Source organism: Pseudoroseicyclus sp. CXY001 (genome assembly GCF_041714655.1).
Lineage (GTDB): Bacteria > Pseudomonadota > Alphaproteobacteria > Rhodobacterales > Rhodobacteraceae > Pseudoroseicyclus_A.
Map to the genome: position 1 here is coordinate 3,278,514 of NZ_CP168219.1, position 19,914 is coordinate 3,298,427.

Consider the following 19,914-nt stretch of genomic DNA (forward strand, 5'->3'; position numbering starts at 1 on the left):
CGAGCGACGCCTCCACCCGGTACGCGCCGGAACGGCGCAGGGCGAGCGCCGGCCCGTCCCGCGGGCTGGCGCTCTCGTGAGGCCGGGCGCGACGGTGGGCGGGGGATCGGCTGCACCATAAAGCGCTCTGCGGGTCCGGCAGGAGCGCCAACCCCCAGGCCGGCGCTCGCCCCGCGCGGCATCGTCGGGCCTGGGGGAGAGCCGGTTTTCGCGGGAGAAACGTGGCCCGGGGCCGGCGCGGCGCCGGTCCCCATATGGAAACCTGACGCGGAAACCAGACGGTCTCCGCCCCTTCACATCCGGTGATACGGGCTCCCCGCGAGGATCGTCGCCGCCCGGTAGAGCTGCTCGGCCAGCATCACCCGGGCGAGGGCGTGGGGCCAGACCATCGGTCCGAAGGAGAGTAGGAGCTCGGCGCTGCCGCGCATCTCCTCCGTCACCCCGTCCGCCCCGCCGATCACGAAGGCGGCGTCCCGTGCGCCGTCGCGCCAGCCGGCCAGCCGCTCCGCCAACTCGGGGGAAGAGAGCATGCGCCCCCGCTCGTCGAGCACCACCCGGGCGGCGCCGGCGGGGAGGGCCTTCTCGAGCAGCCGGTGCTCCGCCTCCTGCCCGGCGCCCTTGGCGTCGACCTGGGCGAGCTCGATGCCGCCGAGCCCGAGCGCCCGGCCGGTCTTGGCGAAGCGGCCGAGGTAATCGTCGATAAGCGCCCGCTCCGGGCCGCTGCGCAGGCGCCCCACGGCGCAGATCGTCAGGCGCATCGGCCGCTCCTCGGGTGCCGGGCGGTCACCTCGGAGGCGCCGCCCCTCGGGTCAAGGGGGGAGAGGGCAGCCGGGCCGCCTCTCGGGCGCGCCGCGGCAGGCGGGTCGCCCCGCCTCGCGCGCGCCAATCGGGCCGCAAGGCCCGGGGTCTCGTCAGCGGAAGGCGGCTGCGGCGCCCGCGGCATCGCCGGCCGGGCGGGGCATCCACATCTTCTCCAGCTGGTAGAATTCCCGCACTTCGGGGCGGAACAGATGCACGACGACGTCGCCCGCATCGATCAGCACCCAGTCGCCGGTCTCCTTGCCTTCGGTCTTGCAGGGCGTGCCATGCGCCTGCTTCAGCCGGTCGGTGAGGTGGTCGGCGATGGCGGCAACCTGGCGCGAGGAGCGGCCCGTGGCGATCACCATGTAATCGCTCATGTCGGACCGGCCGCGCAGATCGATCTGCACGACATCTTCGGCCTTGTCGTCATCGAGGGAATGAAGCACCGCGGCGAGAAGCGCGTCGGCGCTGGCGGTATCGGCCGGGGCATCGAGCGCCGGTCGGCCGGTGGTGGCGGAGAGGCCCGCCTGTTGGGTCGGTGACAGGTGTACATCCTCCTGGACTTGCGCCGACAGGCCCCGGCGCCGGGCATGGTGCGAAAATAGCAACCGGGATGCGTCTTTTCAATGAATCTCCCGCCGAGCTCCTCCGACGCGCCAGGGATGCGGCTGCGGCACCACCCGGGCACCCCCCCCGCGGCACCCGACCGGACAGTGGACAGGGCCCTGCCGCGGCGGTATCAGGGGGCCGTCTTCCAACCTCTGGCAGAGGAGCTTCGGACGTGCTTCGTCCCGTGCATCATCGCACACGCGGCCCTGTCGTCGCCCTGTGGATCCGTCCGCAGGGCTGAGAGACCTTCCGCTCTTTCAGTCCCTGACCTTCCGGGGCCGCCGCCGCGCGGGCCCGCCCTTCAGTGACTTTTCCGAAAGACGTCTCTCATGCCCATTCTGACCCTCAAGGACCTTTCCTTCACCCGCGGCCTGCCGCTCTTCTCCGGCCTCGACCTCGCGCTCGAGCGGGGCGCCCGGCTCGGGCTCGTCGCCGCCAACGGCCATGGCAAGTCGACGCTCCTGCGGCTCATCGCCGGCGAGGAGGAGCCGACCTCCGGCGAGATCACCCGCGCCCGCGGCCTCAAGATCGCCCATCTGCGGCAGGAGATCCCCGCCGATCCCCGCCCGCTCCGCGAGCTCGTCGCCGACGGGCTCGGCCCCGAACTGGCGGAATACGAGAGCTGGCGGGCCGATGTCGCCCTCGCCGATCTCGGCTTCCCGGTGGCGGCGGCGGAGCAGCCGCTCTCCGCCCTCTCCGGCGGCTGGCAGGGGCTGGCCATGCTGGCGGCGGCGCTGGTGGGGGAGCCGGATCTCCTCCTCATGGACGAGCCGACCAACCATCTCGACCTCGCCCGCATCGGCGCGCTGGAGCGCTGGGTGGCCGGCGCCGCGCCCACGCTGATCATCGCCAGCCACGACCGCGCCTTCCTCGACGCCGTGACCGATCACACGCTGTTCCTGCGCCCCGAGCGGAGCCGCAGCTACGCCCTGCCCTATTCCCGCGCGCTGGAGGCCCTGGAAGAGGCGGATGCGGCGGAGGGGCGGCGCTTCGAGAACGAGATGCGCAAGGCCTCCGCGCTCCGCCGGCAGGCGGCGAAGCTGAAGAACATCGGCATCAACTCGGGCTCGGACCTCCTTCTCACCAAGACCAAGCAGCTCACCGAGCGCGCGGCTGCGCTGGAGGAAAGCGCCCGCCCGGCCCACAGGGAGCGCGGCGCCGGGGTGATCCGGCTCACCAATGCCGGCACCCATGCCAAGGCGCTGATCTCCTTCGACGAGACGGAGGTGACGGCGCCGGACGGGCGGCGGCTCTACCGCTTCGGCCCAGCCTGGATCGAGCGGGGCGACCGGGTGGTGCTGATGGGGCCGAACGGCGCCGGCAAGACGCAGCTCGTCAACCGCGTGCTCGCCGCCATCGGCGGGGAGGATCCGACGATCCGGGCGGCGGCGACGCTGGTGCTGGGGCATTCCGCGCAGGATCTGGACCAGATCGGCGGGTCGGGCCATGCGTTCGACCTCATCACGCACCGCTTCGACCTCGGCGACGACCGGGCCCGGTCGCTCCTTGCCGGCGCGGGGCTGACGCCCGAGCAGCAGAAGGCACCCCTCGCGGCGCTCTCCGGCGGGCAGCGGGCGCGGCTGGCGATGCTGGTGCTCCGGCTCATCCGGCCGAACTTCTACCTGCTCGACGAGCCGACCAACCATCTCGACATCGACGGGCAGAAGACGCTGCAGGAGGAGCTGATGGAGAAGGAGGCGACCTGCCTCATTGTCAGCCACGACCGCAGCTTCATCCGCACCATCGCGACCCGGCTCTGGGTGATCGAGGGGAGGCGCCTGAAGGAGGTGGACGACCCCGAGCCGGTCTTCGCGGGGCTCCTCGCCGAGGGGTGAGGGGCCGGTGGGAGGGTGGAAACCATATGGTTTCCGCCCCCGATTCCATGTGGAAATCGGCGCCCCCATGGCCGGACCTCGCCGCGCAGGGCGAGCGCCGGCCCGGGGGTTGGCGCTCCCGCCGGTTCCGCATCGCGCTTTATGGTGCAACCACTCCCCCGCCCAGAGGCCGGGGCCAGGCCCCACCTGAGCGCCGACCCGCGGGACGGGCCGGCGCTCGCCCTGCGCCTGCGGCGCGTACCGGGCGGGGGCACCGCACAAGTGTCGCGCCGACGGTGGGTTGGAAACCCACCTTACACCGGGCCCGGTGGGCCTGCCTTAAGGCGGGGTCGCGCCCCGCCCCCTCTGGACCTTCCCGCCTCGCCCCCTACCTTGCCTTGCAAACGAAGGAGCTCCCCCATGAAGATCATCCGCGCCGGCAGCGAGCCGGCCAAGTCCGGCCCGCCCGACTGGTTCACCGGCACCGTCTGGATGGAATGGCTGGCCGAGGCCGAAGGCCCCGCCCGCGCCACCTTCCTCAATGTCACCTTCGGCCCCGGCGCCCGCACCTTCTGGCATACGCATCCGCTCGGCCAGACGATCCTCATCACCGCCGGCATCGGCCGCGTCCAGCGCCGCGGCGGCCCGGTGGAGGAGATCCGCGCCGGCGACACCGTCTGGTTCCCGCCCGGCGAGGAGCATTGGCACGGCGCCGCCCCCGACCAGCCCATGACGCATATCGCCGTGCAGGAGGAGAAGGACGGCGAGACCGTCTTCTGGCTCGAAGAGGTCTCGAGCGCGGATTACGCGCCATGAGTCCGCAGGCCGTCGTCTTCGACATCGGCAATGTCCTCATCGAATGGCAGCCGGAGCGTTTCTTCGATGCCGAGATCGGCGAGGCCGACCGGCGGGCGCTGTTCGAGGCGGTGGACCTTCACGCGATGAACGATCGCGTCGACCGCGGCGAGCGTTTCCGCGCCGTGATCGAGGAAACCGCCGAGGCGAACCCGGACTTCGCCGCCGCCATCCGCATGTGGCACGACCGTTGGGCCGAGCTGGCCTCGCCGGTCATCGACCGTTCCGTCCGGCTCTTCCGGGCACTGAAGCGGCGGGGCGTGCCCTGCCACATCCTCAGCAACATCGGCGAGGAGACCTTCGCCATCGCCGCGAAGAACTATCCGTTCCTCGAGGAATTCGACGAGGTCTTCCTCTCCGGCGCCCTGCGGATGGCCAAGCCGGACGGCGCCATCTTCGCCCATGTGGAAAGCGCCCTCGCCCTGCCGCCCGAGGCGCTCTTCTTCACCGACGACCGGGCCGAGAACATCGACATGGCCGCCTCGCGCGGCTGGGCCACGCAGCTCTTCACCTCGCCCTCGGCGCTCGCGGGGCGGCTGGTCGAGGAGGGGCTCCTGACCGCCGAGGAGGTGGCCTGAGACTCAGTTCGTGTAGTACTTGTTGCCGTAGCCGCCGTAGCCGTAGCCGTAATTCGCCCCGTAGCCGTAGCGGCGCATGCCGCGCGGGTTGATCTGGGTGAGCACGGTGCCGGTGACCTGCTGGCCGACCGTCTCGAAGAGCCTGAGCGCGTCGCGCACCTGATGGCGGCTGGTGTGATCCCACCTCACCGCGAAGACGACGGCATCGGCATTGCCGGCGATGATCCGCGCGTCGGGCACGATCAGGACGGGCGGCGTGTCGATGATGATGTAGTCGTAGACCTTGCGCACGCGCTCGCAGAAGTCGCGGAACCGCTCGGAGGAGAAGACATCGGCGGCGTTCGAGCTGGTCTTCTCGCCCGGCAGCACGTCGGCGCCCAGAAGGTCGCTCTTGATGACGGCCTCTTCGAGCGGCGTGTCGCCGGTGAGGACGGAGACGAGCCCCCCCGTCTGCCTGTCGCCCTCGTCGCCGAAATACTGCGCCAAGGTCCGCCGGCGGATGTCGCCCTCGATCAGGAGCACGCGCTTGCCCATCGCCGCGAGGTTGTGGGCGAGCGCGATCGAGGTCGTGGTCTTGCCCTCGCCCTGCAGCGAGGAGGTGACCATGATGAGCTGCGGCGGGTTGTCGATGTTCGAGAACATGATCGAGGTGCGCAGGTTGCGCACCGCCTCGGCGGCGGCCGAATTCGGCTTGTCGTGCAGATAGGTCAGGATCGCCCTCCGCTTGCGGCTGGGGAAAACCGGGAGCTGGCCGAGCACCGTTCGCCCGGTGATCGCCTCGAGGTCGCTGCCGGTGCGGAAGCTGTTCGCCCGCATCTCGCGGATCAGCACGATGGCCACGCCAAGCATCAGGCCGAGTAGCACCGCCGCGGCTACGATGAGCTTCTTGTTCGGCGCGCTCGGCGCGCTGGGGACAACCGCCGCGGACAGGATCCGGCTGTCCGGCTGCAGGATGCCCTCCTGCGCCGCCGTCTCTTTCAGGCGGGTCAGGAAATACTCGTAGAGCAGCCGGCTCGCCTCGGCATCGCGGGTGAGCTGCTGCAGCTCGGTGAGCGCGCGGGTCTGGGCGAGGTAATCCGCCTCGATATCCGCCTCGGCCGTCTCGAAGGACGAAGCCTGCGAGCGGGCCCGCTCCAGCGCCAGCCGGTCGCGGGCGACGAGCTGGTCGAGCCGGGTCTCGAAGGCATCGGCTGCGCGGGTGTCGGTCCCGACCCGCCCCGCAAGCGCGGTGAGCTGGGAATCGCCGGTGATGGCGGCCTGTTCCTCGGGCGTGGCCCCCTCGAGCGCGGCGAGCCGCTCTTCCAGCGTGGTGATCTGCTCGCCTGAATCGGTGAGGCGGCTGCGCATCTCCTGCATCTGCCGCTCGAGAACGGCGATGGCCTCCGGCGAGACGAGCTCGTTCTCGGCGTTGAACTGGGTGACGCGGGCCTCCGCCGCCTCCAGCTCCGTCTCGAGCTCGGCGACCCGGTTCGACAGCCAGGTCGTGGCGCGCTCCGTCGCCTCGAATTTCACGGCCACCTGGTTCTGGATGTATTCATCGACGATGGTATCGGCGATCAGCGCCGACTTGCCCGGCGAGGTCGTCGTCACCGTCACCTTGAAGACGTAGGAATTGGTCGGCGCGTTCGTGACCTCGATATCTTCCAGAAGGTTCGAGATGACGACGTCCTGCACGCGCCCGGGCGTCCGTTCGACGGCCGCGAGCTGCGGGTCGGTCGGCGCGATGCCGAAGAGCGACTTCACCCAAAGCTTTACAGCCGCGACGCCGTTGTCGAGCCGGTTGGCGACCGTGTCTTCCTCCGGCACCTCGATATAGGGATTGAACTCCGGGTCTTCGGTCAGCTCGAGCCGTTCGACCACCCGGCCGATGAGGCTCCGGGCGCGGATGACCTCGATCTCGGAGGTCAGTTCGCTGGTGGTCCCGCCGAAGCCGCTGACCACGCTTTCCAGATCCACGACCATGCTCTGGTTCGGCTCGGTGATGACGGTGGCGGAGGCCGTGTATTTCGGCACGGCGACGAGATAGGCCTGCCAGATGCCGATCACCCCGGCGAGGAGGACGCAGGCCAGCACGATGATCTTGCCGCGCCAGATCGTCTGCAGGAGGGCACCGATGTCGATGAGGTCGTCGTCGGCCTGGGTTTCCGCGGCCTGGGGCGCGACTGAACTCATCTGAACCATGCTCTATACCTTTTCCACCGTTGCCCGGCAGAGCCCTCAATGACCCGGGCCACGCTGGCACTCTAGACAATTTGCGACTTTTGCAAAGGGGGTGGCGGGGTCCGCCCGGCGTGCCCCCCGCATGGCGCCGTCCTTGAGCGTCACCCCGCCTTCACCAGATCGTCGAGCGCCCGGAGCCGCGCCAGCAGCGCCGGCATCTCGGCGAGCGGCACCATGTTGGGCCCGTCGGAGGGCGAACGGGCCGGTTCCTCGTGAGTCTCGATGAAGAGCGCCGCGCAGCCGACGGCGATGGCGGCGCGGGCGAGCGGCGGCACGAACTCCGCCTGCCCGCCGGAAGAGCTGCCCTGCCCGCCCGGCAACTGCACCGAATGCGTCGCGTCGAAGACCACCGGCCAGCCGGTCTTCGCCATGATCGGCAGGGCGCGGAAGTCGCTCACCAGCATGTTGTAGCCGAAGCTCGCGCCGCGCTCGCAGAGCATGATCCGCTCGTTGCCGGTGCTCGCGATCTTGTCGGCGACATTGGCCATGTCCCAGGGCGCGAGGAACTGGCCCTTCTTGACGTTGATGGCGCAGCCCGTCTCGCCGGCCGCGAGCAGAAGGTCGGTCTGCCGCGACAGGAACGCCGGGATCTGCAGCACGTCGACCACCTCGGCGGCGCGGGCCACCTGCTCGGTGTCATGCACATCCGTCAGCACCGGCACGCCAAGCCGGGCCTTCACCTCGGCCAGCACCTCGAGCCCCCGCTCGATCCCGAGCCCCCGCACCCCGCCGAGCGAGGAGCGGTTGGCCTTGTCGTAGCTGGCCTTGAAGATGAAGGGCGTGCGGGCCGCCTCCGCCGCCTCGGCGAGCCGCTCGCCCAGCATCAGCGCATGGTCCAGCGATTCAAGCTGGCAGGGGCCTGAGATGAGGGTGAAAGGGCGGTCGTTGCCGACGCGGAGCCCCCCGATCTCGACGGTCTTCATTGGATCTCCCTCAGGGCGGCCTCGATGCGCGCCACATCGACGGGGTTGTTCAGCTCCCAGAACACCCGGCCCCGCGCCTCGACCTCGACGCAGCGCATCGCCGCGCCGTTCTCGAGGAAGCGCAGCTGCTCCAGCCCCTCGAGCGCCTCCAGCGGGCCGACGGGCCACGACAGATAGCGGGCGAGGGCCGCCGGGCGGTAGGCATAGACGCCCACATGGTGGAAGACCGGCACCGGCCCGTCCGGCCCCCGCGAGCCGGTGTAGGGGATGACTTCCTTCGAGAAATAGAGCGCCTGCATCTGCCGCCCGAAGACGGCCGTCGTGCCACCGACGAGCCCGGCCCGCCGGTCCTCGAGGAAATTCGCCAGCGTCGCCTCGTCGCAGCGCAGGACCGGCGTCGCCGCCTCGACCTCCGGCCAGGCGCGCATCGCGTCGATCAACGCCTCGAGGAACCAGACCGGCGTCAAAGGCGCGTCGCCCTGCAGGTTGACGATCACGTCGGCCTCGAGCCCCGCCGTCGCCACGGCCTCGGCGCAGCGCTCGGTGCCATTCCGGCAGGCGGAGGAGGTCATGAGGACGGAGGCGCCGAAGCCCTCTGCCGCCGCGCGGATGCGCTCGTCATCGGTGACGACATGGACGGCGGCGACCCCGGGCACGGCCATCGCCACCTCCCAGCTTCTCTGGATCAGGCTCTTGCGGCCGTCGGGCCCCTCCAGCTCCACCAGCGGCTTGCCGGGATAGCGGGTCGAGGCGTAACGGGCGGGGATCAGGATGATCGCGCTCATGCGACGCCCGCGCGCAGGCAATCGTGGATATGGATGAGCCCGACCACGGCCGCGCCCTCCACCACGAAGAGCGACGAGATCTTCCGGGCGTTCATGAGCGCCAGCGCCTCGGAGGCGAGCGCGCCGGGGGCGATGGTGAGGGGCGAGCCGGTGGCGATCTCCCCAGCGGTCCGGTCGAGGAGGCCGGCGAGGTGCCGCCGGAGGTCGCCGTCGGTGATGATGCCGGTCAGCCGGCCCTCCTCCACGACGGCGGCGACGCCGAAGCCCTTGGCGGTGATCTCGAGGATGCCGTCGCTCATCGGGGTCTGCGGGGTGACCACGGGCAGCGCCGCGCCCTCATGCATGAGCGCCGCAACGGTCAGAAGCTGCGCGCCCAGCCGCCCGCCGGGGTGATAGGCGTGAAACGTCTCCTCCGCGAAGCCGCGCGCCCCCATCAGCGCCACGGCCAGCGCATCGCCAAAGGCGAGGGAGGCGGTGGTGGAGGAGGTCGGCGCCCGCCCCATCGGGCAGGCCTCGGGCGCATCGGGGAGGGCGAGTACGATCTCCGCCTGCCGGCCGAGCGAGGATCCCGGCGCCTTGGTGACCGCGATGACGGGAATGTCGAAGCGGCCGGCATAGGTGAGCATGTCGGCGAGCTCGGCGGTCTCGCCGGAGTTGGAGATCGCGAGGATCACGTCGCCCGGCGCGATCATGCCGAGGTCGCCATGGCTCGCCTCGGCCGGATGCACGAATTGCGCCGGCGTGCCGGTGGAGGCGAAGGTCGCCGCCACCTTCCGCGCCACATGGCCCGACTTGCCCATGCCGGTGACGATGACGCGGCCCGGCGCCTCGCGGATGAGCCGCACCGCCTCCGCCGCCGGCGCGCCGAGGCCGCCGGCCAGCATCTGCAGCGCCTCCGCCTCGCAACGGATGACGCGGGACATCTCGGCGAGGATGTCCTGGGTCTCGGTCTCCGGCAGGGGGGCGGCGGCGGTCATCGGGACTCCTTGAGGCGCCGGGCGATCATGAGGCATCGGGCGGGGCGCCTCAAGAGCCGGCGGGGATGGGGGGCCCTGCCCCCCGTCGGCCTGAAGGGCCGACTCCCCCCGCGGGTATTTGAAGAAAAGCGAGCAACAAGAGCGGCTCCCCTTGCCCCTGCCCCTTTCCAAGTACCCTTCGGGGGTCGCCATTGGAGGCGCCATTGGTTCTAGCCCCGATGGCGACGAGGGGCAGACAGCCCCTCGCTCCTGCCCTTTCACCCCGTACCGACGCATGCGGCGGAGCGCCGCCCGGGCGCGCGGGGTGGGCGGGCGGGAGCGCGGCCGGGCGGCGCTCCGCTCAGAGCCGGCCGCGGGCGCGGAGGGCGGCGCTGATCGTGCCGTCGTCCAGATAGTCGAGCTCGCCGCCGACGGGGACGCCCTGGCCGAGCGAGGTGACGTTCACCTCCGGCAGCGCGTCGGCGATGTAATGCGCCGTCGTCTGGCCGTCGATCGTGGCGGGAAGCGCGAGGATCACCTCGGCGATTCCCTCCTCCGCCACGCGGCCGACCAGCTTCGGGATGCCCAGCTCCTCCGGCCCCACGGCATCGAGCGCAGAGAGGAGCCCGCCGAGCACATGGTAGCGGCCGGTGAAGGCGTGGCTGCGCTCCATCGCCCAGAGATCGGCGACGTCGGAGACGACGCAGAGCACCCCGGTCGCCCGCTTCTCGCTGAGGCAGATCGGGCAGAGATCGGCCGTGGCGAGATTGTTGCAGGCGACGCAGGGGCGGACGCTCTCGCCGACGCTCCGCATGGCCTCCGCCAGCGGCAGCAGCACCTGGCCGCGCTTGCGCACGAGGTGCAGCACCGCCCGGCGCGCCGAGCGCGGGCCCATGCCGGGCAGCCGCGCCATGAGGCCGATCAGGCGCTCGATCTCCTCCGGCCCCTCCGCCATTCCCGCCTCAGAACGGCATCTTGAAATCGGGGGGCAGGCCGAGCCCCTCGGTGATCTTCGCCATCTCCGCCTGGGCCCGCGCTGTCGCCTGGGCGAGCGCGTCCTTCACGGCGGCGAGGATGAGGTCTTCGGCGACCTCCTTCTCCTCGGCCTGGAAGATCGAGGGGTCGATGGAGAGCCCGGTGAGCTCACCCTTCGCCGTGGCGGTGACGGTCACCAGCCCGGCGCCGGCGCGGCCCTCGACGGTGATGTTCTCCATCTCCTCCTGAAGCTGGGCCATCTTGCCCTGCATCTCCTGCGCGGCCTTCATCATCTTGGTCATGTCGCCGAGGCCGCCGAGTCCCTTGAACATCTGGGGCTCCTTTCCGTTTGGGTGAGTTACCTGTGGAGATACGTGGCGGGGGGCGGGTTATCAAGCGAGCGGCTGTTCAGAGTAGCGCCCTGAAGGGCGCATTCTTTTTGGTGCGATGGGGGCTTTGCCCCCATGCCCCCAGGATTTTTTGGAGCAAAGACATGGGGGCTGACTAGAGGGGCGCGGCCCAGGTCTGCACGCAGCGGGAGAAGCCCATGGCGGCGAAGAGGGCGTGGGCGCCGGCGTTGCCCTCGTAGGTTGTGAGCACCGCCTCGGAGCAGCCGTGTTCGCGGCCGAAGGCGAGGGCGGCTTCGAAGAGCGCGCGGGCGGCGCCCTGGCGGCGGAGGGCGGGGGCGGTGACGATCTCGTCGATCCTGAGCAGCTTGCGTTCGGGGCTGAGGGCCGTCGCCTCCTGCAGCTCGGCATGGCCGAAGATCAGCGCTTCTGGCGGGTCGCCGATGGCGAAGGCGAAGCTCTCCGGCCCCTCGAGCCCGCCGGTCACGAAGGTCTTGAAGGCGCGCGGGTCGAGCTCCGCCGCGGGGCGGAAACGCTCGGGGAAGTGCTCGGCATGCCAGGCCTGGATATGGGGCGTGAGGGCGACGGCGGCATCGCCGGCCTCATCGGCGGAGAGGCGGCGGACCTGCATCACTCCTCCTCGAACGGATCCCATTCGTCCTCGACTTCGGCGAGCGCCTCGGCGGAGGCCGCCTCCTCGATCTCCGCCTGCGGCCGCACACGCGTGATCTTTGCGGCCGGGAAGGCGGCGAGGACGCTTTGCACCAGCGGATGCGCTTCCGCCTCGGCCCGGAGCTCCAACTCCTCGGCGTCGCGCGCCTCGGCGATGGTGGGGGCGCCAGGGCCATTGGTAACCACCACGGCCCAGCGGTTGCCGGTGTAGCTCTGCAGGCGGGCGCCGAGCTTCTGGGCGAGGTCGGGGGGCGCAAGATCCGAGGGTTCGAACTCGATGCGCCCGGGGCGGTAGGAGACGAGGCGGATGCCGCGCTCGACATCGATGAGGAGCTGCACGTCGCGGCGGGCGCGGATCAGGGCGACGACATTTTCGAACTGCGCGAAGCGGGCGAGGGCGTTCTCGTCGAGGGCAAGGGCGGTTTCAGCCCCGCCGGAACGCCCGCCCGAGGCGCCACCAGACGTGCCGCCGGAGGGCGCCGGGGAAGTCGACCGGGCCGTGGGCCCCGAGACGGGCGCCGAGGGCGCGCGGGGGGGTGGGGCGGCACTGCCGGGGGGCGCCGATTGCAGCTTGCGGACGAGGTCGTCCGGGCTCGGCAGATCGGCGACATGCGTCAGGCGGATCACCGCCATCTCGGCGGCCATCATGGCGTTGGGCGCCGCCGCCACCTCCTCCAGCGCCTTCAGCAGCATCTGCCACATCCGGGCGAGCGCCCGCATCGGCAGCGCCTCGGCCAGCGAGCGGCCGCGGTCGCGCTCGGCGGGGGGGACGGTCGGGTCCTCCGCCGCCTCGGGGGTGACCTTGATGACGGAGAGCCAGTGGGTGATCTCGGCGAGGTCGCGCAGCACCGCCACCGGATCGGCCCCGTCGGCATATTGGCCGCCGATCTCGGTCAGCGCCGCCGCCGCCTCGCCCTTCATGATGAGCTCGAAGAGATCCATCACCCGGCCGCGGTCGGCGAGGCCCAGCATGGCGCGGACCTCCTCGGCAGTGGTCTCGCCGGCGCCATGGGCAATGGCCTGGTCGAGGAGCGATTCGGCGTCGCGGGCGGAGCCCTCGGCGGCGCGGGTGATCAGCGCCAGCGCCTCGTCGGTGATCCCGGCGCCTTCCGCATCGGCGATGCGGCGCAGGAGCGCAATCATCACCTCCGGCTCGATACGGCGGAGGTCGAAGCGCTGGCAGCGGGAGAGGACCGTCACCGGCACCTTGCGGATCTCGGTCGTGGCGAAGATGAACTTCACATGCTCGGGCGGCTCCTCCAGCGTCTTCAGCAAAGCGTTGAAGGCGGAGGTGCTGAGCATGTGCACCTCGTCGATGATGTAGACCTTGTAGCGCGCCGAGGCGGCCCGGTAGTGCACGCTGTCGATGATCTCGCGGATGTCGCCGACGCCGGTGCGGCTGGCGGCATCCATCTCCATCACGTCGACATGGCGGCCCTCCATGATCGCCTTGCAATGCTCGCAGACCCCGCAGGGCTCGGTCGTGGGGCCGCCCTCGCCATCCGGCCCGATGCAGTTCATCCCCTTGGCGATGATGCGGGCCGTGGTGGTCTTCCCGGTGCCGCGGATGCCGGTCATGATGAAGGCTTGGGCGATGCGCCCCGAGGCGAAGGCGTTCTTCAGGGTGCGCACCATCGCATCCTGGCCGACGAGATCGGCAAAGGTCTCGGGCCGGTATTTCCGGGCGAGCACCTGATAGGCGGGTTTTGCGTCTTCGGTCATGCTTGGCAATGTCCCCCGGGGCCGGCCTAGGCTAGGGCGACCGGGGCCGGAGGTCCATGGGGGAGGGCACGATGCCGGAGTTCAACATCCATGCGCTGCCGGTGGCGGGGGGCGAATTGGCGCTGTCGCCGCTGCCGGGGCGGACGCGGCATTACGGCGCCGATCTGCCGCGCCTTCTGGACTGGAGGCCGGCGCTGGTGGTGACGCTCTGCGAGCCGCACGAGCTGGCGCGGATGGGCGCCGCGACGCTGGGGGAGGATCTGGCGGCGGCAGGGGTGGCCTGGGCCGCCTGGCCGATCCCCGACTATGGCGTGCCGGGCGAAGGCTGGGAGGCGGTGACAGAGGCGGCGCTCGGGCGGCTCCGGGCCGGCGGGCGGGTGCTGGTGCATTGTTTCGGCGGCTGCGGCCGGTCGGGCATGGTGGTGCTGCGGCTGATGATCGCGGCGGGCGAGACGCCGGAGGCCGCTCTGGCGCGGCTGAGGGCGGTGCGGCCCTGCGCCGTCGAGACGGAGGGGCAGATGGCCTGGGCGGTGGGTGACCGGGCGTAGGGTGGGTTTGTAACCCACCCTGGGCGGCCGCGAGGAGGGGCGGTGGGTTGAAAACCCACCCTACGGATCCGACGGTGGAGCCGCGTCCCGCCCGGTGCGCGGGGGGCTGCCCCCCCCTCACTCGTCGTCCCAGCCCGCTTCCTTGGCCGCCCGGCGCGCGCGGCCGTGGGCCGTCACTTTGCCGAAGCGGCGGAAGCGGGCCTTGGCCTCTGCGATGCTCTCGGAATTGTAGCGGTCCTCGCGGCGGAGCTTCTGCCAGCGGGCCAGCCGGTCGGGCTCCAGATCGCCCGCCTCTATCGCCGCCTTCACGGCGCAGCCCGGCTCGCTTTCGTGCCGGCAGTCGGAGAAGCGGCAGGCCTCCGCCAGCTCGGAGACGTCGGAGAAGACCGCGTCGATCCCCGCCGCCGCGCCCTCCATGCCGAGCTCGCGCATGCCCGGCGTGTCGATCAGCCAGCCGCCCGCCCGCGCCCGGCGGAGCGAACGATGGGTCGTGTGATGGCGCCCGCGGTCGTCCCCCCGAAGGCCGCCGGTCAGCTCCTCCGCCCCCGTCAGTGCGTTGAGGAGCGTCGTCTTGCCGGTGCCGGACGAGCCGGTGAGCGCCAGCGTCATGCCGGGCCGGAGCCAGGGCTCGAGCTTGGACGCCTCGTCCACGTCGCGGGCGTCGAGGGCGAGGGCGGTGACGAGCGGCGATAGCCGCTGCGCGTCGCGGAGGTAGGCGCCCACATCCTCCGCCAGATCCGCCTTGGTGAGGATGACGAGCGGCAGGCAGCCGGCGGATTCCGCCATCGCGATATAGCGCTCGAGCCGGGGCCCGGAGAAATCGGCATTGCACGAGGTGACGATGCCCAATGTGCCGACATTGGTGGCGATGAGCTGGCGCTCGGCGGCGATGCCGGCGGCGCGGCGGGCGATCTCGGTCTCCGGCGGCAGGCGCTCCAAGGGGCGCTGGCCGTCGTGAAGGACGAAATCGCCCACGGCATAGACCGAGGCGGCGCCCTTGGGGATCAGCTCGAGCGGGCCCTCGGGCGAGAGCGCCTCGAGCCGGCCGCGATGGATGGCAGAGATGCGCGCGGCGCGGGGGGATTCCCCGGCCGCACGGGCGAAATGATCCGACCAGCCAAGGTCGGCAAGAGTGAGGTTTTCCAAGGATACGTCCCGAAAAGGAGTGTCTCGAGCGCCCCCTTGACGGGAGCGCGGCACATCGGGCGCGAGGCCAGCCGTCAGCGGCGGGCGAAGGCCCGGAGAATGGCGACAGCGACAGTCATTGCATCCTCCTCTTTCCACGAGGGACATTGGGTGAGAGGCTGGACAACGACCCAAGCGGGGCTCGTTACGGCTGCTTCCTTCCGGACCTGACCGGGTTGGCGAGGCGCTCGCCCGCGCCAACCTCTCGACCGGCTATATAGGGGCCGGGCAGCCCTGAGTCCACCCGGCTCCACGCGACCCGGCTACTCCGTCCGGCCCCGCGCCTTGGCCCAGGCGGCCCAGAGGTCGGGGCGGCGCGCCTTGGTCACCTCCTCCGCCTGGCTCTGGCGCCATTGGGCGATGCGGCCGTGATGGCCGGAGAGGAGCACCTCGGGAATCGCCCGGCCCTGCCATTCGGCGGGCTTGGTATATTGCGGATGCTCGAGGAGGCCGGAGGAGAAGCTCTCGTCCACCGCGCTCTCGGCATTGCCGAGGATGCCGGGGCGGAGGCGGAGGGAGGCGTCGATCATCGCCTGCGCGGCGAGATCGCCGCCGGTGAGGACGAAATCGCCGAGCGAGACCTCGATCAGCCCGTAATGCTCGATGGCCCGCTCATCGACCCCCTCGAACCGCCCGCAGATGAAGAGCGCCCCGGGCCCGGCGGCCAGCCGTGCGGCCATGGCCTGATCGAAGCGGCGGCCGCGGGGCGAGAGGAGGAGGCGCGGCAGCGGCCGGCGCGGATCCTCCGCCGCCTCGATGGCAGCGCCGAGGATATCGGCCCGGATGACCATCCCCGCGCCGCCGCCGGCGGGGGTGTCGTCGACATTGCGGTGCCTGCCCTCACCATACTCCCGCAGGTCATGAGTGCGGAGCTGCCACTTGCCCTCCTGCAGGGCGCGGCCGGTGAGGCTTTCGCCAAGGACCCCGGGGAAGGCGCCGGGCAGGAGCGTGATGACCTCCGCCCGCCAGGCATGGGCCAGCGTTTCGTCGGCCATGAGGTCGGCGGGCCTCAGGGAGGCGCGGATGGACTTTCGGCCAAAGGAGCGGGGCTCGGTCATGGCGAAGGTCTTAGGCGAGAGCGCGGCGCGGGGGAAGGGCTCGGCCCGCCTTGCCGGGCGGGCTCGCGGTGGGCGGTGGGAGCGCTGCCCCCACATCCCCGGATGTATTTGGAAGAGAGCGAGGAGGAGGGGAGCGTCAGCCCTCGGCCTCGTCGTCGCCGCGCGCCTTGTCCATCAGGCGGCGCATCTCGGCGATGGCCGGCGCGAGGCCGCGGAAGATGGCCTCGCCGATGAGGAAATGGCCGATGTTGAGCTCGGCGACCTCGGGGATGGCGGCGACGGGGCAGACCGTGTCGTAGGTCAGCCCGTGTCCGGCATGGACCTCGAGCCCCAGCGAGGCGGCGAAGGCCGACATCTCCTGCAGGCGTTTGAGCTCGGCGTCGCGCTCCTCCATCCGGCCCTCGGCATGGAAGTCGCAATAGGCGCCGGTGTGGAGCTCCACCACGGCCGCGCCGATGCGGGCGGCGGCCTCGACCTGGGGTGCGTCGGCGCCGATGAAGAGCGACACGCGGGCGCCGGCCTCACGGAGGGGCGCGATGAAATGCGCGAGGCGGTTCTCCTCGCGGGCCACCTCGAGCCCGCCCTCGGTCGTCCGCTCCTCGCGCTTCTCGGGGACGATGCAGACGGCATGGGGTCGGTGGCGGAGCGCGATGGCCTGCATCTCTTCCGTCGCCGCCATCTCGAGGTTGAGGGGCGCAGTCAGCCCGCGCATCAGCGCCGTGATGTCATCGTCGGAGATATGGCGGCGGTCTTCGCGCAGATGCGCCGTGATGCCGTCGGCCCCCGCCTCCTCGGCGAGGAGCGCGGCGCGCAGGGGGTCGGGATAAGCGGAGCCGCGGGCGTTCCGCACCGTGGCCACATGGTCGATGTTCACGCCGAGCCGCAGATGCGCCATGGCCCCCTCCCCCTCACTTGCCGAGCTGGCTGAGCCGCTCCTTGAGGACCCGCTTGCGGCGGTTCTGATAGGCGCGGATCAGCGGCACGGCGAGGATGTATACCAGCGTCGAGGCGATGACACCCGGAATTATCCCCCCCACGAGATAGGGCAGGAAGACATCCTGCCAGAACTGCGCGAGCCGGCCCCATTCGGCTTTCTCCGGCGTGAAGACCGCCATGAGATTGTGCCAGAGGTCCTCCCCCGCCCCGAGGAACTTCGCGCCGAAGCTCTCGTGCGCCGCCCCCCTCGGCGGCCGCCGGCCGAGGAGGATATGCCCCGTCTGCAGCGAGATCACCCCGATCGGCACATAGGTGAGCGGATTGCCGAAGAACGTCCCCAGAAGGGCGGCGAGGATATTGCCGCGCATGACCGTGGCCGCCAGCGCGGCGACGATGAAATGCAGCCCGTAGAGCGGCGTCCAGGAGGCGAAGACCCCGGCCCAGAGGCCGCGGGCGATCTTCTCCGGCGTGTCGGGAAGGCGGCGGAGCCGGTGCCCGACATATTCGAAGGCGCGCCGCCAGCCGCCGCGCGGCCAGAGGCTTTCGCCCAGCGCCCGGTACCAGGGGCGTCTGTCGCGCCGCTTGAAGACCATCGGCCCGCTGCCCTTTCTCCGTTACGTGCCCGGCCCCTTGAGGGCCTCGCCGGCCCGCGACGGGTCGCGGTGCCGACGGAGCGCGGCCACGTCGCTTTCCGCCTCGAGCGCCGTCATCACCTGATGCAGATGCTGGGCGTCGCGCAGCTCCACATCCACCAGCAGGCGATAGTAATCCGACTTGCGGTCCTTGAACTCGAGGTTGGAGATATTGGCGGATTGCTCGCCGATCAATGTGCACAGCCGCCCCAGGACGCCGGCATCGTTGACGATGGTGAGATCGAGCGTGACGTCATGGATAGGTTTGTGCTGACCTTCCTGCCAGCGCAGGTCGAGCCAGCGGTCGGGCTGCTCCTCGAACTCGACGAGCGCCGGGCAGTCGATGGCATGGACGACGACGCCGCGGCCGCGCCAGGTGATGCCGACGATGCGCTCGCCCGGCACCGGCTGGCAGCATGGGGCGCGGGTGTGCACCTGATCGGGCGCGAGGCCGGCCACGGCGCGCGAGGCGTCGATCTCGTCGCCCGTCGCGGGGGCGAGATCGGGATAGAGCGCCCGCACCACCTGCCGGCCGGAGAGCTCGTTGGCCCCCACCCGGGCCAGAAGCTCGTCGGTGCTCTCGATGGCCAGCGCCTTGGCGGCGGTGCGCAAGGCCTTGTCGGTGGCCTTGCGGCGGTGGTTCTCGAAGGCGACGCGCACCAGCTCCTGCCCGAGGCGGATGAAGCGTTCGCGGTCGACCTCCTTCAGCGCCCGGCGGATGGCGGTCTTGGCGCGGCCGGTCACCGCGATGTCCACCCAGGTGGCCTGCGGGGTCTGGCCCTCGGCGGTGATGATCTCGACCGACTGGCCGTTCTTCAGCCGCGTCCAGAGCGGCACGCGCATCCCGTCGATCTTGGCGCCGACGCAGGCATGGCCGATCCTTGTGTGGATCGCATAGGCGAAGTCGATAGGCGTCGCATCGCGCGGCAGCTTGATGACCTCGCCCTTCGGCGTGAAGCAGAAGACCTGATCCTGGTACATCTCGAGCTTCACGGCCTCGAGGAAGGCGTCGTGATCCTCCTCCTCGTCGATGCGGGCGGTGAGCGAGGAGATCCAGCGGACGGGATCGACGGCGAAGCGGTTGGCGGCACGCTCGCCATCCTTGTAGGCCCAGTGGGCGGCCACGCCGCTTTCCGCCACCTCATGCATCTCGCGCGTGCGGATCTGCACCTCGACGCGCTTGCCGTCGCGGCCCGAGACGGTGGTGTGGATCGAGCGGTAACCGTTCGACTTGGGGTTCGAGATGTAATCCTTGAAGCGGCCGGGGACGCTCTTCCACCTTTGGTGGATGGCGCCGAGCGCGCGGTAGCAATCGGCCTCGTTCCCCGTGATGGCGCGGAAGCCGTAGATGTCGGAGAGGCGCGAGAAGCCCTGATCCTTCGCCTGCATCTTCCGCCAGATCGAATAGGGCATCTTGGCGCGGCCCGTGACCTCCGCCGGGATGCCGGCCTCGGCCAGCTCCTTGCGCATGTCCGCCGTGATCCGCTTGATGACGTCGCCGCTGTCGCGCCGGAGCCGGGCGAAATGTCGGATGATGGAGGTGCGGGCCTTGGGGTTGATGACCTTGAAGGCGAGGTCTTCCAGCTCCTCGCGCATCCACTGCATGCCCATGCGGCCGGCCAGCGGCGCGAAGATCTCCATCGTCTCGCGCGCCTTCTGCTGCTGCTTCTCGGGCGACATCGAGCCGATGGTGCGCATGTTGTGCAGCCGGTCGGCGAGCTTCACGAGCGTGACGCGAAGGTCGCGGCTGGTCGCCATGAAGAGCTTGCGGAAGTTCTCGGCCTGCTGGGTCTGCGCGGAGGAGAGCTGCAGGTTGGTCAGCTTGGTGACGCCGTCCACCAGCTCGGCCACCGCCTTGCCGAAGCGCGCCTCGACCTCGGCATAGGAGGCCTTGGTGTCCTCAATCGTGTCGTGGAGGAGCGCGGTGATGATGGTGGAATCGTCGAGCCGCTGCTCGGCGAGGATGGCGGCGACGGCGACGGGATGGGTGAAGTAGGGCTCGCCCGATCGGCGGGTCTGCCCCTCGTGCATCTCCCGCCCGAAGGCGAAGGCGGCGCGGAGCTTCGCTTCGTCGGTCTTGGGATTATAGGCGCGGACCTCGGCGATGAGAGCCTCGCCCGCCACCGCGATGGCGTCGGGCGCGATCTCGTCGAGAAGCGGGGAGGGCGAGGGCGGCGGCGCGGCCTTGAGCGTCGCTGCCCCTGCGGAGCCCGCGAGGGCCTTGCGGCGGCGGGGCTTTCGCCCCGGGGCCGGCACCTTCGGCCCGGAGCTGACCCCTGATTCCGCCATGCCCGTCGT

General features: G+C 70.8%; 19 protein-coding genes and 1 other RNA gene. 4 read left to right on the forward strand and 16 right to left on the reverse strand.

The window, feature by feature from the left end:
• Positions 1 to 293: 293 nt before the first annotated feature.
• A complete protein-coding gene (rlmH, locus tag ACAZ03_RS16035; RefSeq protein WP_373355120.1) occupies positions 294 to 758 on the reverse strand; it encodes a 23S rRNA (pseudouridine(1915)-N(3))-methyltransferase RlmH in 465 nt (154 codons plus the stop codon).
• 153 nt (positions 759 to 911) lie between these two features.
• A complete protein-coding gene (rsfS, locus tag ACAZ03_RS16040; RefSeq protein WP_373357096.1) occupies positions 912 to 1,346 on the reverse strand; it encodes a ribosome silencing factor in 435 nt (144 codons plus the stop codon).
• A 393-nt stretch (positions 1,347 to 1,739) separates the two neighbouring features.
• Here rsfS and ACAZ03_RS16045 point away from each other — a divergent pair, with 393 nt between their 5' ends.
• The 3 genes from ACAZ03_RS16045 (at position 1,740) to ACAZ03_RS16055 (ending at position 4,657) form a co-directional block, all read left to right on the forward strand.
• Positions 1,740 to 3,245, forward strand: coding sequence for an ABC-F family ATP-binding cassette domain-containing protein (locus ACAZ03_RS16045; protein ID WP_373355121.1), 1,506 nt, complete (start codon positions 1,740 to 1,742; stop codon positions 3,243 to 3,245).
• A gap of 399 nt (positions 3,246 to 3,644) precedes the next feature.
• A complete protein-coding gene (locus ACAZ03_RS16050) occupies positions 3,645 to 4,040 on the forward strand; it encodes a cupin domain-containing protein (protein WP_373355122.1) in 396 nt (131 codons plus the stop codon).
• Positions 4,037 to 4,657 carry an HAD-IA family hydrolase gene (locus ACAZ03_RS16055; protein ID WP_373355123.1) on the forward strand — a complete coding sequence of 207 codons (621 nt, stop codon included), beginning with the start codon at positions 4,037 to 4,039 and terminating at the stop codon, positions 4,655 to 4,657. Before ACAZ03_RS16050 ends, ACAZ03_RS16055 begins: the two co-directional genes overlap by 4 nt.
• A gap of 3 nt (positions 4,658 to 4,660) precedes the next feature.
• On the opposite strand, the gene ACAZ03_RS16060 is transcribed toward ACAZ03_RS16055, so the two are convergent.
• The 8 genes from ACAZ03_RS16060 to ACAZ03_RS16095 form a co-directional block, all read right to left on the reverse strand.
• A complete protein-coding gene (locus ACAZ03_RS16060; RefSeq protein ID WP_373355124.1) occupies positions 4,661 to 6,838 on the reverse strand; it encodes a GumC family protein in 2,178 nt (725 codons plus the stop codon).
• A 140-nt stretch (positions 6,839 to 6,978) separates the two neighbouring features.
• Complete coding sequence (gene kdsA, locus ACAZ03_RS16065; protein ID WP_373355125.1) at positions 6,979 to 7,800, reverse strand: 3-deoxy-8-phosphooctulonate synthase; 822 nt, start codon at positions 7,798 to 7,800, stop codon at positions 6,979 to 6,981.
• Entirely contained in the window at positions 7,797 to 8,585 is a 789-nt protein-coding gene (locus ACAZ03_RS16070) for a 3-deoxy-manno-octulosonate cytidylyltransferase (RefSeq protein WP_373355126.1), read from the reverse strand. The genes kdsA and ACAZ03_RS16070 overlap by 4 nt, the downstream gene beginning before the upstream one ends.
• Positions 8,582 to 9,562, reverse strand: a complete 981-nt coding sequence (locus tag ACAZ03_RS16075; RefSeq protein WP_373355127.1) for an SIS domain-containing protein — start codon at positions 9,560 to 9,562, stop codon at positions 8,582 to 8,584. Before ACAZ03_RS16075 ends, ACAZ03_RS16070 begins: the two co-directional genes overlap by 4 nt.
• Before the next feature lie 340 nt (positions 9,563 to 9,902).
• The gene (gene recR / locus ACAZ03_RS16080) at positions 9,903 to 10,496 is read right to left on the reverse strand and encodes a recombination mediator RecR (RefSeq protein WP_373355128.1); all 594 of its coding nucleotides are present in this window, start codon (positions 10,494 to 10,496) and stop codon (positions 9,903 to 9,905) included.
• 7 nt (positions 10,497 to 10,503) lie between these two features.
• Complete coding sequence (locus ACAZ03_RS16085) at positions 10,504 to 10,848, reverse strand: YbaB/EbfC family nucleoid-associated protein (protein WP_373355129.1); 345 nt, start codon at positions 10,846 to 10,848, stop codon at positions 10,504 to 10,506.
• Between the two features lie 172 nt (positions 10,849 to 11,020).
• Positions 11,021 to 11,494 (reverse strand): GNAT family N-acetyltransferase, encoded by a 474-nt coding sequence (locus ACAZ03_RS16090; protein WP_373355130.1) that lies wholly within the window; start codon positions 11,492 to 11,494, stop codon positions 11,021 to 11,023.
• The gene (locus tag ACAZ03_RS16095) at positions 11,494 to 13,257 is read right to left on the reverse strand and encodes a DNA polymerase III subunit gamma/tau (protein WP_373355131.1); all 1,764 of its coding nucleotides are present in this window, start codon (positions 13,255 to 13,257) and stop codon (positions 11,494 to 11,496) included. The genes ACAZ03_RS16090 and ACAZ03_RS16095 overlap by 1 nt, the downstream gene beginning before the upstream one ends.
• Positions 13,258 to 13,328: 71 nt before the next feature.
• Here ACAZ03_RS16095 and ACAZ03_RS16100 point away from each other — a divergent pair, with 71 nt between their 5' ends.
• Positions 13,329 to 13,805 (forward strand): protein-tyrosine phosphatase family protein, encoded by a 477-nt coding sequence (locus tag ACAZ03_RS16100; protein WP_373355132.1) that lies wholly within the window; start codon positions 13,329 to 13,331, stop codon positions 13,803 to 13,805.
• Positions 13,806 to 13,922: 117 nt separating this feature from the next.
• Here the strand turns inward: ACAZ03_RS16100 and rsgA are convergent, their stop codons facing one another.
• From rsgA to ACAZ03_RS16130, 6 genes are all read right to left on the reverse strand, one after another.
• A complete protein-coding gene (rsgA, locus tag ACAZ03_RS16105) occupies positions 13,923 to 14,951 on the reverse strand; it encodes a ribosome small subunit-dependent GTPase A (RefSeq protein ID WP_373355133.1) in 1,029 nt (342 codons plus the stop codon).
• A 148-nt stretch (positions 14,952 to 15,099) separates the two neighbouring features.
• An RNA gene (ffs, locus tag ACAZ03_RS16110) (signal recognition particle sRNA small type) lies at positions 15,100 to 15,198 on the reverse strand.
• A gap of 55 nt (positions 15,199 to 15,253) precedes the next feature.
• On the reverse strand, positions 15,254 to 16,048 hold the full coding sequence (trmD, locus tag ACAZ03_RS16115) for a tRNA (guanosine(37)-N1)-methyltransferase TrmD (RefSeq protein WP_373355134.1): 795 nt from the start codon (positions 16,046 to 16,048) through the stop codon (positions 15,254 to 15,256).
• A gap of 136 nt (positions 16,049 to 16,184) precedes the next feature.
• Entirely contained in the window at positions 16,185 to 16,943 is a 759-nt protein-coding gene (locus tag ACAZ03_RS16120) for a pyridoxine 5'-phosphate synthase (RefSeq protein WP_373355135.1), read from the reverse strand.
• A 13-nt stretch (positions 16,944 to 16,956) separates the two neighbouring features.
• The gene (locus ACAZ03_RS16125) at positions 16,957 to 17,577 is read right to left on the reverse strand and encodes a DUF2062 domain-containing protein (protein WP_373355136.1); all 621 of its coding nucleotides are present in this window, start codon (positions 17,575 to 17,577) and stop codon (positions 16,957 to 16,959) included.
• A gap of 21 nt (positions 17,578 to 17,598) precedes the next feature.
• On the reverse strand, positions 17,599 to 19,905 hold the full coding sequence (locus ACAZ03_RS16130) for a bifunctional (p)ppGpp synthetase/guanosine-3',5'-bis(diphosphate) 3'-pyrophosphohydrolase (RefSeq protein ID WP_373355137.1): 2,307 nt from the start codon (positions 19,903 to 19,905) through the stop codon (positions 17,599 to 17,601).
• Between the last annotated feature and the right edge of the window lie 9 nt (positions 19,906 to 19,914).

What these genes read in the sequence shown, in the direction of transcription:
- rlmH (WP_373355120.1), bottom strand. Translation starts at nt 758, where the DNA reads ATGCGCCTGACGATCTGCGCCGTGGGGCGCCTGCGCAGCGGCCCGGAG.
- ACAZ03_RS16045 (WP_373355121.1), top strand. Translation starts at nt 1,740, where the DNA reads ATGCCCATTCTGACCCTCAAGGACCTTTCCTTCACCCGCGGCCTGCCG.
- ACAZ03_RS16050 (WP_373355122.1), top strand. Translation starts at nt 3,645, where the DNA reads ATGAAGATCATCCGCGCCGGCAGCGAGCCGGCCAAGTCCGGCCCGCCC.
- ACAZ03_RS16055 (WP_373355123.1), top strand. Translation starts at nt 4,037, where the DNA reads ATGAGTCCGCAGGCCGTCGTCTTCGACATCGGCAATGTCCTCATCGAA.
- ACAZ03_RS16060 (WP_373355124.1), bottom strand. Translation starts at nt 6,838, where the DNA reads ATGGTTCAGATGAGTTCAGTCGCGCCCCAGGCCGCGGAAACCCAGGCC.
- kdsA (WP_373355125.1), bottom strand. Translation starts at nt 7,800, where the DNA reads ATGAAGACCGTCGAGATCGGGGGGCTCCGCGTCGGCAACGACCGCCCT.
- ACAZ03_RS16070 (WP_373355126.1), bottom strand. Translation starts at nt 8,585, where the DNA reads ATGAGCGCGATCATCCTGATCCCCGCCCGTTACGCCTCGACCCGCTAT.
- ACAZ03_RS16075 (WP_373355127.1), bottom strand. Translation starts at nt 9,562, where the DNA reads ATGACCGCCGCCGCCCCCCTGCCGGAGACCGAGACCCAGGACATCCTC.
- recR (WP_373355128.1), bottom strand. Translation starts at nt 10,496, where the DNA reads ATGGCGGAGGGGCCGGAGGAGATCGAGCGCCTGATCGGCCTCATGGCG.
- ACAZ03_RS16085 (WP_373355129.1), bottom strand. Translation starts at nt 10,848, where the DNA reads ATGTTCAAGGGACTCGGCGGCCTCGGCGACATGACCAAGATGATGAAG.
- ACAZ03_RS16090 (WP_373355130.1), bottom strand. Translation starts at nt 11,494, where the DNA reads ATGCAGGTCCGCCGCCTCTCCGCCGATGAGGCCGGCGATGCCGCCGTC.
- ACAZ03_RS16095 (WP_373355131.1), bottom strand. Translation starts at nt 13,257, where the DNA reads ATGACCGAAGACGCAAAACCCGCCTATCAGGTGCTCGCCCGGAAATAC.
- ACAZ03_RS16100 (WP_373355132.1), top strand. Translation starts at nt 13,329, where the DNA reads ATGCCGGAGTTCAACATCCATGCGCTGCCGGTGGCGGGGGGCGAATTG.
- trmD (WP_373355134.1), bottom strand. Translation starts at nt 16,048, where the DNA reads ATGACCGAGCCCCGCTCCTTTGGCCGAAAGTCCATCCGCGCCTCCCTG.
- ACAZ03_RS16120 (WP_373355135.1), bottom strand. Translation starts at nt 16,943, where the DNA reads ATGGCGCATCTGCGGCTCGGCGTGAACATCGACCATGTGGCCACGGTG.
- ACAZ03_RS16125 (WP_373355136.1), bottom strand. Translation starts at nt 17,577, where the DNA reads ATGGTCTTCAAGCGGCGCGACAGACGCCCCTGGTACCGGGCGCTGGGC.
- ACAZ03_RS16130 (WP_373355137.1), bottom strand. Translation starts at nt 19,905, where the DNA reads ATGGCGGAATCAGGGGTCAGCTCCGGGCCGAAGGTGCCGGCCCCGGGG.